Consider the following 15,878-nt stretch of genomic DNA (forward strand, 5'->3'; position numbering starts at 1 on the left):
CATTCCACCCGGCCGGGGGGATGTGGACGAAAATCAATTCACATACGATTTCATTGGAAGCAGATCGTGAAATTGGATCCGATCCGCAGGTGAAATCTGCCGATAGGCATGCTGTTACAAAGGCGAGGCTTTTCGATGAATTCTGTTCACATCTCCCCGACCGATGCCATGCCGACCGAGAACGAGGGCATCGCCATCGTGGGGATCGGTTGCCGATTCCCGGGACACGTTCGCAATGTCGACGATTTCTGGCGACTCCTGCTCGAGGAACGCGACGGCGTGCGCGAGGTCCCCGACGACCGGTGGACGGCGGCGGCCTTCTACGACCGCGACGCGGGACGGCCCGGACATATGCGGACCCGAACGGGCGGCTACGTCGACGACGTCACCGCCTTCGACGCGCACTTCTTCGGCATCACACCGACCGAGGCCGCCCGCATCGACCCGCAGCAGCGGCTGTTCCTGGAGACGACCTGGGAGGCGTTGCAGGACGCGGGCATCGTCCCGGAGCGGCTCGCCGGGACGAAGACCGCCGTGTACGCCGGGGTGTCCGGCCACGACTACGGCATCATCCAGCTCAACCCCGAGAACCGCTACCTCATCGGCGGCCACACCATGACCGGCGTCACGAATTGCATTGTGGCCAACCGGGTCTCCTACCTGCTCGACCTGCGCGGCCCCAGTATGACCGTGGACACCGCGTGTTCATCATCGCTGGTCGCGATTCACCTGGCGTGCCGCAGCATTCGCTCCGGCGAGGCATCGATGGCCATCGTCGGCGGCGTCAGCACCCTGCTGCTGCCCGAGGCGACCATCGGCTTCAGTCAGGGCACGTTCCTGTCGCCCGAGGGCCGGTGCAAATCCTTCAGTGAATCCGGTGACGGCTACATCCGTAGTGAGGGTTCGGGCACCGTCGTGCTCAAGCCGGTCTCCGCCGCCGTCGCCGACGGCGACCACATCTACGCGGTGATCCGCGGCAGCGCGACGAATCAGGACGGTCGCACCAACGGCATGTCCGTGCCCAGCGAGGACGCGCAGGCACAGATGATCATCGATGCCTGCCGGGACGCGGGCGTCGCGCCGACCGATATCGGTTACATCGAGGCGCACGGGACGGGTACGCCCGTGGGCGACCCCATCGAGGCGCGGGCACTGGGAAAGGTGCTGGGAGCCGGGCGAAATGGCCAGGGTCCCTGCATTGTCGGCGCGGTGAAGTCGAATGTCGGGCACCTGGAGTCGGCGGCCGGGATGGTCGGCCTCGTCAAGGCCTGCCTGGTCGTCGAGAACGGTGAGATCCCCGCGAATCTGCATGCGGAGCATCCGAATCCGACCATCCCCTTCGAGGAGCTGGGGCTGCGGCTGGCGACGGCCCGGCAGCCGTGGCCGAATCCCGGGCCGCGCCTGGCGGGGGTGAACTCGTTCGGCTTCGGCGGCTCCAATGCCCACGTGATCCTGGAGGGGCTGCCCGTCGACGGGGAACGCACCGATCCGGTCCCGGACGGCGCGGACGCCCCCGTGCTGTTCACGCTCAGCGCGAAGACCCCGGACGCGCTGCGGGCCTACGCCGACAGTTACGCCGAATTCCTGGAGCGGCCCGCCGCCGATCTGACCGCCATCGCCTCCGCACAGGCACGGACCCGCTCCCACCACGACCATCGGCTCGCCATGGTCTGTACCTCCACCGAGGAGCTGCGCGACGCCCTGCGCGATATGGCCCGCGGCTCCGCGCCCGAGGCGCTGCACAGCGGGGCTCGGTCTACCAAGACCTCCGGCGTGGCCTTCGTCTTCTCCGGCCAGGGACCGCAGTGGTGGGGCATGGCGCGCGAATTGCTGGGCCAGAGCCCGGTATTCCGGCAGACCGTCGAGCGCGTCGACGCCGAACTGCGCAAACACGGCGACTGGAGCGTACTCGAGGAGCTGGGCCGCGATGAGGCCGACAGCCGCATCGGTGAGACCTATATCGCGCAGCCCGCGGTCTTCGCGGTGCAGCTCGGCCTGGCACGGCTGTGGCAGAGCTGGGGCATCGTGCCGGCGGCCGTGGTCGGGCACAGCATCGGCGAGGTGGCCGCCGCCTGCGTGTCGGGGGCCTTGACCTTCGAGGACGCGGTGCGGGTCATCTTCCACCGCAGCCGGGTTCAGCAGCGGGCCTCGGGCAAGGGGAAGATGCTGGCCGTCGGCCTGCCCTACCACGAGGCGGAGCGGCGCATCACCGGCTATCGGGGGCGGGTGGAAGTCGCCGCGCTCAACGGTCCGGAATCGACCGCCCTGGCCGGGGATCCCGACGCGCTCGAGGAGATTCGGGTCGAACTGGAACGCGACCGGATCTTCTGCCGCATGCTCCAGGTCAGCGTGGCCTTCCACAGCCATCACATGGATCCGCTGCGTGATGAGCTGCTGTCGTCGCTGTCCGGACTCACCTCGGGTGCGGCCGAGATTCCGATGTATTCGACCGTGAGCGCGGATGTGGTGCCGACCGGCGGGCTCGACGCCGAGTACTGGTGGCGCAATGTGCGCGAGCCGGTGCGCTTCGCGCCCACCATCGATCGGCTCATCGCCGACCAGCACCTGACCTTCGTCGAGCTGGGCCCGCACCCGATTCATTCCACCGCCATCGGCGAGCTGCTGGCCGGGCGGCAGGCCGAGGGCGTGGCGGTGGCGTCGCTGCACCGCAAGCAGAGCGATCGCGTCACCCTGCTGTCCTCGCTGGCGACGCTGTACACGAACGGATTCGATCCGGACTGGGATGCCGTGTACGACGGTGTCTCCGAACGTGTTCCGGTGCCGTTCTATCCGTGGCAGCGCGAAACCTATTGGCTGGAAACCCCGGTCTCGCGCGAGCAGCGCTTCCCGGCATTGGGCCATCCGCTGGTGGGGACCCGCAATCTCGCCGCCGACGACCCGGACAAGCACGTGTGGGAATTCGTCATGGACACCGCCGTGTACCCGTGGCTGGAGGATCATCGCGTCCAGGGACCGATCGTCTTCCCGGGCGCGGGGCACCTCGACCTGATCGTCGGCTGTGCGCAGGACGCGTTCGGTCCGGGCCGATACTCCATCGAGAACGTCGAATTCCGCAGGCCGCTTTTCGTTTTCGACGACCGCCCGGCCCCGCTGGTCCAAGTGGTGCTGACCCCGTCGTCGCACTTCACCGTGTACAGCCTCCAGGACGGTGACAAGGACTGGGTCGCGCATTCGGTCGGGACGGTGCGCCGCGGCGCACCGGATACCGAACTGCCGGTGCCGTTCTCGGAGTTCGGGGCGGACTGCCCGGTCGAGTTCGAGCCGGAGAAGGTGTTCGCGAAGTTCCGCAACAACGGCCTGCAACTCGGACCCAGCTTCCGGGCGATCACCAAACTCCAGTACGGCGAGCTGCGTTCGCTCGGGCGCATCGACACCCCGGCCGCGCTGGCCGACGAGGCGCCGCGCCACACCATTCACCCGGCGCTGCTCGACGCGTGCTTCCAGTCGCTGTCCATCGCCATGGGCAATGATCCGAATACCGAGGACAAGCACCTCTACATCCCGTTCGAGGTCAAGCGGTTCAGCTTCCACGCCAAGGCGGGCAGCCGGGTCTACTGCTACGGGCGCGCGCACGTCCTGGACGATCTCGCCTACTGCGAGGGCGATCTCTGGCTGGTCAACGAGGACGGCACGCTGGTGGCCGAATTCGAGGGCTTCAAGGGCAAGTCGATCACCCAGAGCACCGAGGACCGCGACGCGCTGTCGCAGTGGCTCTACGAGTACCGGTGGCGTCCGGACCCGGTGCGCACGAAGACCCTGCTGCCCGCCGATTTCGTGCCCTCGGACGCGGCGCTGCACGCGGCGGCCGAACCGGTGCTCGACGAGGTGCGGAACTGGTCGGTCAACCGCGACTACCACGCGGTGATCGAGGCGGAGATGAACCGGCTGTGCCTGGCCTATGTGACCGAAGGATTCCACCAGCTGGGCATGGACTTCACACCGGGGCGGCGCTTCACCCTCGACGAGGCCGCCCGGGAGATGGGCGTGCGCGACAAGCACCGCGACTATCTCGCTCGCCTGCTGGAATTGTGCACCCGGCACGGGATCACCGGCGCGGACGGGGACGGCTGGCGGATCGAGCGGGTGCCCGCCCGGGTCGACACGGCCGCGGAGCTGGCCGCGCTGCGCGATCGGCATCCCGAATGCGAGGCCGAGTATCTGGTGCTGGAGCGGTGTGGTCCGAGGCAGGCGGCCGTCCTGCGCGACGAGGTGAATCCGATCGAACTCATCTTCCCCGAGAGCGAGTTCCAATCGGTGGTCGAGCTCTACGAGTCGTCGTTCTCCTTCGAGCGCTGCAACCGCACGGTCGCCGCACTCGTCGCGGAATGCGTCCGCGGGCTGCCGGACGACCGGCCGGTGCGGGTGCTGGAGATCGGCGCGGGCACCGCGGGCACGACCGGATGGATTCTGTCCGAACTGCCCGCCGACCGCGCGGAGTACGTGTTCACCGACATCACCCAGCTGTTCCTGGGCAAGGCGCGGCAGCGTTTCGCCGACCACGACTTCGTGGACTACCGGATTCTCGACATCGAAACCGATATCGTGGAACAGGGTTTCGATCCGCACTACTTCGACATCGTGGTGGCGGCGAATGTCCTGCACGCCACCGAGAAGCTGCGGACCACGCTGGACAATGTCACCCGGCTGCTCACCTCGCGCGGCCTGATGGTGATCGTCGAGGAGACGAATCCGCCGCACTGGGTCGATCTGACCTTCGGCATGACCGACGGGTGGTGGCGTTTCGCCGACCACGACCTGCGCCCGGACTACCCGTTGATGTCGGAGGCCACCTGGCGGGAGTTCCTGCCCACCGCGGGCTTCGAACACGTGCAGATCTTCTCCGATATGACCGATCCGGAGCAGACCGGCTGCTCGGTCATCGTGGCGCGGACACCCGAGGTGGATCTCGAGCCGCATCAGCCGCGCGTCGAACCGGGGGCGTGGGTGGTGCTGGCGGACGCCGAAGGCGTTGCCGAACAGTATCTCTCGTTGCTCGGCTCGGCTGCCGCCGACAGTGTGGTGGTCACTCGCGGCGACGCCTACGAACAGGTCGACACCCACGCCTTCCGGGTCGACCCGACCAGCGCCGCGGACCTCGAGCGGGTCCTCGGGCAGATCCGCGACCGCGCCGGGACCGTGGCCGGGGTGCTGCATCTGTGGAACCTGGACTTCGCCGCGACGGACCTCACCACCGAGCTGCTGGCCCAGGTGGAGAGCCACGCCGCCTACAGCGTCATCGCGCTGGCACAGGCCGTCGAGAAGCTGGAACAGCCGGTGGCGCCACGCTTCTGGGTGGCCACGTCCGGCGGGCCGCTGGTGGAGCGGGGCGACAGCGTCGCGGTGTCGCAGCTGCCGAGCTGGGGCATCCTCCGGGTGCTGCTGAGCGAGCACAGCAGTCTGCGCGCGAAGATCATCGACTTCGATCCGGCCGCCCCCGCCGACCGGCGGGCCGCGCAGCTCTTCGATGAACTCCTGCACGTGCGGACCGCGGAGGAGGAGGTCGCCTATCGCGGCGACAGCCGCTACACCGACCGCTTCGAGCACCTCTCGCTCGCCGAATTCGAGGCATCGGTCGCGACGCCCGCCCGGGTGTCGGACGACACCGCCTTCGCACTGTCCGTCCCGGCCGAGCCCGGTATCGAGGAACTGCGCTACGAGCGGCAGGTGCGGCCGGACCTCGGTGCCACCGAGGTCGCCATCCGGCCGGAGGCGACCGGACTGAACTTCCGCGACATCATGCTGACCCTCGGCGCGCTGTCGGAGGGGGCGACCTTCGGCGGGTTCTACGAGAAGAACCTCGGCGTGGAGTGCGCGGGCGTGGTCACCGCGGTCGGGACGGAGGTCGAGGGCCTCGCCGTCGGCGATCGCGTGATCGCTTTCGCCCGAGGCTGTTTCGGCTCGTCGGTGGTCACCGATGCCCGCCGTGTCTACCCCGCACCGGAGAACCTGTCCGCCGTCGAGGCCGCCACCCTGCCGATGGCCTATCTGACCGCGTGGTACGCGCTGATGGAAGTGGGCCGGCTGCGGGCGGGGGAGCGGGTGCTCGTGCACGCCGCCGCCGGTGGTGTCGGTCTGGCCGCCGTCCACATCGCCCATTCCGTCGGGGCGACCGTGCTGGCCACCGCGGGCAGCCCGGAGAAGCGGGACCATCTGCGCGGCCTCGGCGTGGCGGAGGTGTTCGACTCCCGATCCCTGGCCTTCGCCGACGAGATCCGGCAGCGCTGCGACGGCGTCGACCTGGTGCTGAATTCCCTTCAGGGCGAGACCATTCCGAAGAGCCTCGAACTGCTGCGGCCCCGGGGTCGGTTCATCGAGATCGGCAAGAAGGACATCTACGACAACTACCAGCTGGGCTTGCGGCCCTTCGGCAACAACCTCAGCTACTCGGCCGTCGACATCGACCGAATGCTGTTGGAGGATCCGGAGCTGTGCCGCGAGTCCATGACCGCGGTGCTCGACCGGGTGATCGCCGGAACGCTCCCGGCCTTGCCGCACACCGATTTCGGTGCCGCGGAGGTGGCCTCGGCATTCCGCTACATGGCCACCGCCAAGCAGATCGGCAAGGTCGTCGTCGCATACGAGCCCGACAGTGAGGTCCTGGTCTATCCGACCGCGACCGACGCCGTCGCGGTCGACGCGGACGGCACGTACCTGATCACCGGCGGCTACACGGGCTTCGGCCTGCGCACCGCCCAGTGGCTGGTGGACAACGGTGCGCGCACCGTGGTGCTGGTGGGCCGCCGGGCGCAGGTCGACGCCGAGAACGAGCAGCCCATCGCGGCCATGCGGGCCGCGGGCGCCACCGTGGTGCTCGAGCGCGCCGACGTCTCGGTCGAGGCGGAGGTCGAGGGTCTGCTGGAACGCATCGCATCGCTGCCGCCGCTGCGCGGGATCTACCACGCCGCCATGGTCATCGCGGACGGGCCGCTGGCCACCATGACCGAGGCGGACTTCCTGCGCGCGGTGCGGCCCAAGGTCGACGGCGCCTGGCATCTGCACCACCACACCCGGTCGCTGGAGCTGGACGCCTTCGTCATGTTCTCCTCCATGAGCTGGAACGTGGGCACCCCGGGGCAGGCGAACTACGCCGCGGCCAACGGATTCCTGGAAGCGCTGGCGCTGCACCGCCGGGAACTCGGACTGCCCGCGCTGACGGTCAACTGGGGCGCCATCGCGGAGGTCGGATTCGTCGCCCGCAACAAGCTCGACACGCTCTCCTGGCTGGGTTGGACCCCCATCTCGCCCGACCACGCCCTGGACTTCATCGGCCGGTGCCAGGCGCAGGGTGTCAGCCGCGCCAGCGTATTCGGCGTGAACTGGGCGAAGATGAACCAGGTCATGCCGATCGTGCGCAGCTCGCCGCGACTGGCCCATCTCACCGCACAGTCCACCGCCGGTGCCGCGGCCGCGTTCGGCACCGAGGGGTTGCGGGCCGAACTGTTCGAGCTCCCCGAGCCCGAGCGCGCGCCACGGCTGGTCACCGCACTGTCGCAACAGATCTCACGGATCTTCGACATGCCGGTCGAGCGCCTCGCCCAGGATGTCGGCCTGACCGATCTCGGCATGGACTCGCTGATGGCGGGCCAGATCCGCAATATGCTGGCCAAACACCTCGAGATCGACTTCCCGACCATGGGCCTGATGCGCGGTCCGAGCATCGTCGAGCTCGCGGACGAGGTGCTCGCCCAGCTGCTGGGCGAAACATCCGGGGTCGCGACGGCTCCGGCCGTCCCGGCCACCGGACCGGAGCGCTGGATCCGCACCGTGGTCGGCCGCTCCAATACCGCGTCGGTGCGCCTGTTCGCCCTGCCCTTCGTCGGCGGCGCGGCCTCGGTGTTCACCCCGTGGCCCAACCACCTGCCGGACACGGTGGAGGTGGTGGGAATCCAGTTCCCGGGCCGCGAGGACCGGATCGAGGACGTCCCGATCGACGCCATGCCGGAGTTCGTGGCGGAGCTGGCCGAGGCCATGCTGCCCTACCTGGACCGCACCTTCGTCGTCTACGGGCACAGCATGGGCGGACTGCTCGCCTACGAGCTCACCCGGTACCTCGAACAGCAGTACAACGAGGTGCCGATGAAGCTCATCATCGGCGGCTGGCCCTCGCCGGTGCTGGTCGAGGACTACGTGCGCAACCTGAATCACATTCGCGACGGCTTCGACTTGGCGAGCGAATCCGACAGCCGGGTGCTGGCGGTGCTGCGGGACAACAAACTGCTCGACATTCCCGTCGAGGAGGAGGCGGCGATCATGCACTGGCTGCCCGCCATCCGCGCGGATCTGAAGATGCTGGGCGACTACCGCTTCCACAACGGGTACACGCTGCGCGCCCCGATCTCGGTGCTGCGCGGCGCGGACGATCCGGTGTTCGAGGAGTCACAGCTGGAGGGCTGGGGCAAGCTGACCAGCGGCGGGTTCTCGCTCACCACGGTGCCCGGCGGCCATCTGTTCATCCAGAACCCGGACCCGCGGGTCATGGGGACCATCGCCGCGGAACTGTCCGCCGAGGACGCGTTCCCGAGCTTCACGAGCCTGGTGGAAGGGCGCTGACATGACGAATCACGCGACGACGAATCCGGCCGAACGATACGACGTGGTGGTCTGCGGCGGCGGCCTGGCGGGACTGACGCTGTCGAGACAGCTCAAGCGCGCCATGCCCGAGCTGTCGGTGCTGGTGGTGGAGCGCACCGCGGGCGACGTCATCCCCGACGGCGCGTACAAGGTGGGGGAGGCCACCGTCGAGGGCGGCGCGCACTACTTCACCGAACAGCTCGGCCTCGCCGGGCATTTCAACACCAGGCACCTGCACAAGCTCGGGCTGCGCATGTTCTTCGGCGATGCGCACGGTCCGTTCGAGGCACGGCCGGAGTTGGGTGCCCGGCGGTTCCCGCGAGTCCCGTCGTATCAGATCGACCGCGGCATCTTCGAGCGCGAATTGCGGCGCGGGGTGCGGGAACTCGGCGTCGACCTGATCGAGCAGGCGAAGGTGGCCGATGTCGACCTGGCGACCGGCGAGGACGACCATGTCGTGCACATCGAGATGCCCGGCGCGGGCGCGGATCGGGCGGTGCGGGCGCGGTTCGTCGCGGACGCGACCGGTCGGCGGCGGCTGTTGCAGCGCAAGCTGGAGTTGGGCACCCCGAGCCCGCACAAGATCAACGCGGTGTGGTGGCGATTCCGCGGCGAGTACGACGTCGAGCGGATGACCGACACCACCAGCCTGACCTGGCGACCGAAAACCCAGGAGCGCCGGTGGTTCTCGACCAATCACCTGATGGGCGCCGGGTACTGGGTGTGGATGATCCCGCTGTCGTCGGGGAACACCAGCATCGGCATCGTGACCGACGAGCGCATCCACCCGTTCAGCGGCTATGCCACGGAAGCCAAAGCGCGGCAATGGCTCGGCGAGTACGAGCCGACGCTGGGGAACTTCATCCGGGACGCCGAGCCGATCGACTTCCTGCGCATGCGCAACGCGAGTTACGGTTCGCGGCAGATCTTCTCGCATCACCGGTGGGCCTGTCTCGGTGAGGCGGCGGTCTTCCTGGATGCCTTCTACAGTCCCGGATCGGATTTCATCGCCTACACCAACCACATCACGACGCGGCTCGTCGAACTCGATCGCGCGGGCCGGCTCACCGCGGAGGTCGCCGCGACCTACAACCGGCTCATGCTCGAGGATCTGTGGCCGAACTACCTGGCGATGTACCACGAGAACTATCCCAGCTTCGGCAGTGCGCCCGCCATGTTCACCAAGGTGATGTGGGATACCTCGTTCTACTGGGCGCTGCCGTCCTCGCTGCTGTTCCACGGGCTGATCGCGAACGAGGACGCGGCGGCGGAGTTCCATCCCATCGCGACGAGATTCCAGGGGATCCAGCACCGTATGCAGGCGAATCTGCGGGCCTTCGCCGCGCAGGCCCCGCAACCGGACAAGTACCTGTTCGTCGAGTACAGCAAGATTCCCATCTGCGCTCAGCTGCACCTGGACCTGCTCACCGACAAGACCGCCACCCAGACATTCCGCGATATGCGCCGCAATGTCGACCGGTTGGAGGCGTGGGCGGAGTCGTTCGAGCAGGAAGTCGGCAAACAGTACGACCTCCCCCAACGGGAGCCCGCGGTGGCGGTCGCCGAATGACCGCGGTGACGAGCGAGAGGAGTGGAATGTGACCCAGTTCCAGGATCGGGTGGCGATCATCACCGGTGGCAGCCGGGGTATCGGCAAGGCGCTGGCGCTGGCCCTGGCCGAGCGGGGCACCAATGTCGTGATCGGTGCGAAGACCATGGAGGCCGGTGGGCGGCTGCCGGGCACCGTGCCCGAGACGGTCCGCGAGGTAGAGCAGCGCGGCGCGCAGGCCCTGGGCGTGCGCTGCGACGTGCGCTCCGAGGCGGACCTGAAGAATCTCGTCGACCGGACCGTGGAGCGCTTCGGCCGGGTCGACATCCTGGTCAACAATGCCGGGGCGATGTGGTTGCAGACGGTCGAGGGCACCCCGCACAAACGGTACGACCTGGTGATGGCCATCAACGCCCGCGCGCCGTTCCTGTTGGCGCACCACTGCATTCCGCATATGCGCGCGGGCGGCTGGGGGCACATCGTCAATCTGAGCCCGCCGCTGGATCCTGAGGGCATCCAGCACATGGGCGGCAAGGTGGCGTACATGTCGTCCAAGCTCAACGCCACCCTGCTGACACTGGGGTTGGGCAAGGAGGTCGCGGCGGACGGCATCGCCTGCAATACGATCTGGACGCGCACGCTGATCGGGACGCTGGCGACGCAGAATCTCGGCATCGGCAGCCCCGAGGACTGGCGCACCGAGGACATCGTGGTCGACGCCATACTGGCCGTGCTGGAACAGGATCCGGCGACGTTCACCGGCAACTCGCTGCTCGACGATGAGATCCTGGCGCGGTTCAAGGGCATCGAGGACCTGACCCGGTACCGGTTCGTGCCCGACAAGGAACCGACGCCGATGACCTGGGAGCGTTGGGATCTCGTCGCCGAGGTCGCCCGGCAGCTGTACTTCCAGGCCATGGTGTCGGCCGACAAGGCGAAAGCGGCGGCGCTGTCGGAGGGCGCCTGACGTGCCGACCCATCGCATCGGGTCGTACGCGGTCCTCGCCCGGGGATTGCTCGAGGGCGCGGGCTCCAACCGGACGCTCGCGCTCGAGCTGGAACGGCGGGCCCGCACCCGGGCGGCGCACCCGTTCCTGCTCTACGCCGACCGGCGCTTCGACTACGCGCACGCCAATCGCATCGTCAACACCGTCGCGCACGCGTATCGGGCCGCCGGGCTGCGCAAGGGCGATGTGCTCGCCCTGATCATGGAGAACCGGCCCGAGTTCCTCTGGCACTACCTGGCCGCGGGCAAGCTCGGTGTCATTGTGGCGCTGGTCAATACGCAGTCCCGCGGGGACGGCCTGGTACACGCCCTGACGGTGTGCGGGGCCCGGCGGGTGATCGTCGGTTCGGAGTGCCTGCCCGCCTTCCTTGCGATCCGGGACCGGCTGCCGGATGAGCTGGCAGACGGCTGCTCGGTGGACCTGGATCCCGACGGAACAGACTGCGACACAGCGGATCTGGAGTCGTTCACGCCGAGCGAGACGGTGACCGATCCGATCGACACCGCCGGGCACGCCCTCGGCGACACCGGCGCGTATGTCTTCACCAGCGGCACGACCGGGCTGCCCAAGGCCGCCGTGATGAGCTACCAGCGGCTGACCAGCGTCGGGCGGGTGCTCGGCGCGCTGGCGTGGCGACTGGAACCGGGGGATGTGGTGTACAACTGCCTGCCGCTGTTCCACACCCACGCCCTGGTGATCCCCCTCGCGAGCGTCCTCACCCACGGCTCGACCCTGGCACTGGGCCGCCGGTTCTCCGCGGGCGGGTTCTGGCACGACATCCACCGTTTCGGGGCAACGGGTTTCAACTACATCGGGGAGATGTGCCGGTATCTGGTCAATACTCCGCCCGGCCCGTACGACGACCGGCAGCGGGTGCGGGTGATCGTGGGTCAGGGGTTGCAGGCCGATATCTGGGCCACCCTCCGGGAGCGGTTCGCCATCGACCGGATCGTCGAGATGTACGCGTCCACCGAGGGGAACATCGCCACGCTCAACCTGTCCGGCACCGTCGGCTCGGTCGGGAAGCTGCGCCTCGGCGGCACCCTCGCGCAATGGGATTTCGAGCGGGACGATTTCGTGCGTGCCAATGGGCGGCTGGTGCGCTGCGGGCCGGGCGACGTCGGGATGCTGCTCGGCCCGATTCGCGAGCGCACCCCGTTCGCCGGATATCGGGATCCCGAGGCCACCCGCGCCAAGATTGTCACCGACGCCTTTCGCGACGGCGACGCGCTGTTCGTCACGGGTGATCTGTTCCGCGTGGACGATCGGGGGAATCTGTTCTTCGTGGACCGGCTGGGTGACACCTTCCGGTACAAGGGCGAGAACGTCTCGACCACGGAGGTGCAGGAGCAGCTGGTGCGATGTCCCGACATCGCGGAGGCCATGGTGTACGGCGTGCCGGTGCCCGGCCGGGAGGGGCGGGCCGGGATGGCGGCGGTCGTGCTCGCCGATGGGGCCCGCTTCGACGGCGCGGCGATCGCCGCGCGGTTGGACGAGGCCCTGCCATCCTATGCGCGGCCGGTCTTCATTCGGGTATGCTCCTCACTGAAAACTACAGCGACACTTAAGGTTTCGAAACTGTCGCGACAGCGCGAGGGCTTCGCCCCGCATGCGGGGGAGCCGGTCTACGTGCGCGACGGCAGCGACCGTGTGTACACCGAACTCACGCCGGAACGCTATGCCGCCATCATTCGCGATCACCACCATGCGCGATCAACACCTGAAGGAGCCGTCCATGAGCGATGACACCACCATTACGGGCCACGACGAGATTATGAAGCACGCCCTCGCGCTGTTCGACCACCTTCCGGTCCCGCCGGGCGTCGAACTGAAGCTGCCGCCGCCGTCCACGACGACACTGGAGATGCGCTTCGAGGAATTCGTCCCCGGCACATCGTTGTCGGCCACGGTGACGGTGGCCGCGAAGTACGGAAACGTCATGGGGCTGCTGCAAGGCGGCTTCCTCGCCGCCATGTTCGACGATCTCATGGCCCCGCTCGGCTACCTGACCGCGCGGAATCCGACGACGAGCATGGAGCTGACGACGCATTTCCTGCGCCCGGTATTCGTCGGTGAGCACCTGACGCTGACCGCCACCGTGCGCAAACGCGGCCAGTCGGTCATGTACATCGCCGCCGAGGCGGTCAACGCGAACGGCAAACTGGTGGCGACGGCCATGTCCGCGATTCAGGTCATGCCCCTGTCGAAGTAGACGGCCCGCGAAGTAGACGACCGCGGAGCGGACAACCGCACCGCCATATTGTCGATCAGCCGGGTCGCGCCCACGCGCGCCGCCACCAGCAGGCGCGCGTCACCGCGGGCGGGTGCGGGGCCCAGCGCGGGATCCCGCAGTTCCAGATACTCCACCGCCACCGCGGGATCGGCCGACAGCAGCGCGTCGGCGGCGGCGAGCACCGCCTCGCCGCCGTCGGCCCCGGCCCGCGCACCGGCCGTGAGCGCGGCGGGCAGCACTACCGCCACCGCTCGCTCCCGCGCGCTCAGGTACCGGTTGCGCGACGACATCGCCAGGCCGTCGGCCTCCCGCACGGTCGGCACCCCGACGATCTCGACACCCATATCGAGGTCGGCGACCATTTCCCGGATGAGCACGAGTTGCTGGTAGTCCTTCTCGCCGAAGAAGGCGGCGTCGGGCCGGGTGATCAGCAGCAGCTTCGCCACCACGGTCAGCATGCCGCCGAACAGTTGCGGCCGCGTCGCACCGCACAGCCGATTCCCCGTCGGTCCGGACCGCACCGTGGTGCGCCGACCGTTCGGATACATCTCGCCCGCGGTCGGCGCGAAGACGACGCGTGTTCCGGTGCCGCGCAGCAGATGCAGATCGACCGCGAGCGTCCGGGGGTAGCGGTCGAAATCCTCACTCGGCCCGAACTGCAACGGATTCACGAAAATGGAGACGACGACCTCGTATCCGCGCGCGGTCGCGGCCGCGACCAGGGCCAAGTGGCCGTCGTGCAGCGCGCCCATGGTCGGCACGAGCGCGACGGGCCGACCGGCGGCCGACAGTGCCCGGCAGGCCGCCGTCATCTCGTCGACACCATGAATGACACGCACGGCTACCTCCGTCGGCTCGTCAGACACTCGCGGATATGCCCGAGTACGGTCTCGCGCTCGGCGAGCACGAAGAAGTGATCGCCGGGCACGACCCGGATGTCGACGCCCGCCTCGCCGCAGTCGGACCAGCGGTCGAGTTCGTCCACGGGGACCTGCGGATCGGCGCTGCCGCCGAACACGGTGATCGGGATGGGCAGCGGCGGTCGCGGACGGTGCCGATAGCTCTCGTCCACGCCCAGATCGGCACGCATGAGCCGGAACAGCGCCGGGCGCAGCGCCGGATCGTCGAGCACCGCCGACGGCGTACCGCCGAGTCCGCGCAGGAACGTCAGCAGCTCCGCGTCGGAGGCGTCGTGCGCGAAGGGATCCCAGGCGGATCGGTGCGGCGCGCGGCGCGCGGACAGGATCAGGCGCTCCGGCCGGGGCCGACCCGGCTCCAGCAGGCGATGCGCCAGTTCGAAGGCGACGAGCGCGCCCATGCTGTGGCCGAACAGTGCGAACGGCGGCCGCCAGCGCTCGCCCATGGCGGTGAGCAGCTCGTCCACCAGCGGGTCGACATGGACATGCGGGCGTTCGTGGGCGCGGGTCTCGCGGCCGGGCGGTTGCAGCGGTACCACCTCGAGGTCGGGGCGCAGCCGCTCCCGCCAGGGCAGATAGGTCGAGGCTCCGGAACCGGCGTGCGGCAGGCAGTACAGCGTCATGGGTGCGTCGCCGACGGGCGGGTACGGCATCCAGCTGTCGGCGTCGAGGGCGATGGTCACAGGCTCCTCCGGGTGGTGGTGTGCCGGGTGTGCGGCGGCCCGACCGAACGGATCGCCCGGGTGACGGCGGCCAACGCCATGAGCCGCACGACATCGACATCCGCCGGGACCGCACCCGTCGCGGCACAAATGAACCCATCGCCGTCGAAGCGTCCGTGCGGCGGCGTGAGCGCGCGGGACAGCCCGTCGTGCGCGCCCTGCGCGACCACCTGACAGCCCAGCTTGTCCAGCCGGGCGTTGGTGACCACCACGCCGATGGTCGTGTGCATGCGCGCGCCCAGATCGATGTCGTGGAGCTGGGTTACCGCGTCCAATTCGATGTCCGCGGCACCGTGGTCGATATCGCCGTAGGCGTTCACCACGCACAGCGCGCCCACGACCAGGTCGTCCCAGCGGCGTTCGGCATAGGTGAGGCCGCCGGGGCGGCGTCCGCCGGGGCCGCGCCAGTGCGCGGTGTACGCGCCCGCGCCCGCCCCGACCCGGCCGGAGACGACCTGGAGTCCGGCGGCGGCGCGCGCCGCCTCGTAGCCGTTCGCCGCGGTGGGCCGGGCCGCGGGATTCCCCACGGCCAGATCGAACAGCGCCAGGGTCGGCACGATGGGAACCGGCCCGGCGGGAGTGGGCACCCCGCGACCGCTCTCCTCGAGAAAGCGCATGACGCCGTCGGCGGCGGCGAGACCGAAGGCGGACCCGCCGGTCAGCACGGCGGCGTCCGCGCAGGGCACCATCTTGTCCGGTGCCAGCACATCCAGTTCGCGGCTGGCGGGCGCGCCGCCGCGCACCTCGCACGACGCTGTCGTGCCCTCGGGAAACAGGACGACACTGCATCCCGTCTCACCGATCGCATCGGTCCAATGTCCGACACGCACCCCGGGAATACCGATTGTCACGCTGTCC

General features: G+C 68.8%; 8 protein-coding genes. 5 read left to right on the top strand and 3 right to left on the bottom strand.

Going from position 1 to position 15,878, the window contains the following annotated elements:
* The first annotated feature begins 135 nt into the window (after window positions 1-135).
* Genes QJS31_RS31220 through QJS31_RS31240 form a run of 5 tightly spaced genes read left to right on the top strand, consistent with a single transcriptional unit; the run spans window position 136 to window position 13,360 of the window.
* Window positions 136-8,571 carry an SDR family NAD(P)-dependent oxidoreductase gene (locus QJS31_RS31220; protein WP_306358388.1) on the top strand — a complete coding sequence of 2,812 codons (8,436 nt, stop codon included), beginning with the start codon at window positions 136-138 and terminating at the stop codon, window positions 8,569-8,571.
* Window position 8,572: 1 nt separating this feature from the next.
* Complete coding sequence (locus QJS31_RS31225; RefSeq protein WP_282779603.1) at window positions 8,573-10,162, top strand: NAD(P)/FAD-dependent oxidoreductase; 1,590 nt, start codon at window positions 8,573-8,575, stop codon at window positions 10,160-10,162.
* Between the two features lie 28 nt (window positions 10,163-10,190).
* On the top strand, window positions 10,191-11,108 hold the full coding sequence (locus QJS31_RS31230; RefSeq protein ID WP_306358389.1) for an SDR family oxidoreductase: 918 nt from the start codon (window positions 10,191-10,193) through the stop codon (window positions 11,106-11,108).
* 1 nt (window position 11,109) lies between these two features.
* Window positions 11,110-12,894: a long-chain-acyl-CoA synthetase gene (locus QJS31_RS31235; RefSeq protein WP_306358390.1), complete on the top strand. Its 1,785-nt coding sequence runs from the start codon at window positions 11,110-11,112 to the stop codon at window positions 12,892-12,894.
* The gene (locus QJS31_RS31240; RefSeq protein ID WP_282779599.1) at window positions 12,884-13,360 is read left to right on the top strand and encodes a PaaI family thioesterase; all 477 of its coding nucleotides are present in this window, start codon (window positions 12,884-12,886) and stop codon (window positions 13,358-13,360) included. Before QJS31_RS31235 ends, QJS31_RS31240 begins: the two co-directional genes overlap by 11 nt.
* Here the strand turns inward: QJS31_RS31240 and panC are convergent.
* Genes panC through QJS31_RS31255 form a run of 3 tightly spaced genes read right to left on the bottom strand, consistent with a single transcriptional unit; the run spans window position 13,336 to window position 15,871 of the window.
* On the bottom strand, window positions 13,336-14,220 hold the full coding sequence (gene panC / locus QJS31_RS31245; RefSeq protein ID WP_306358391.1) for a pantoate--beta-alanine ligase: 885 nt from the start codon (window positions 14,218-14,220) through the stop codon (window positions 13,336-13,338). The genes QJS31_RS31240 and panC overlap by 25 nt on opposite strands.
* Before the next feature lie 2 nt (window positions 14,221-14,222).
* On the bottom strand, window positions 14,223-14,981 hold the full coding sequence (locus tag QJS31_RS31250; protein ID WP_282786562.1) for a thioesterase II family protein: 759 nt from the start codon (window positions 14,979-14,981) through the stop codon (window positions 14,223-14,225).
* Window positions 14,978-15,871, bottom strand: a complete 894-nt coding sequence (locus QJS31_RS31255; protein ID WP_306358392.1) for a P1 family peptidase — start codon at window positions 15,869-15,871, stop codon at window positions 14,978-14,980. Before QJS31_RS31255 ends, QJS31_RS31250 begins: the two co-directional genes overlap by 4 nt.
* Window positions 15,872-15,878 lie beyond the last annotated feature (7 nt).

This window comes from Nocardia sp. CC213A (assembly GCF_030766805.1).
In the GTDB taxonomy this organism is placed as follows: Bacteria; Actinomycetota; Actinomycetes; order Mycobacteriales; family Mycobacteriaceae; genus Nocardia; species Nocardia otitidiscaviarum.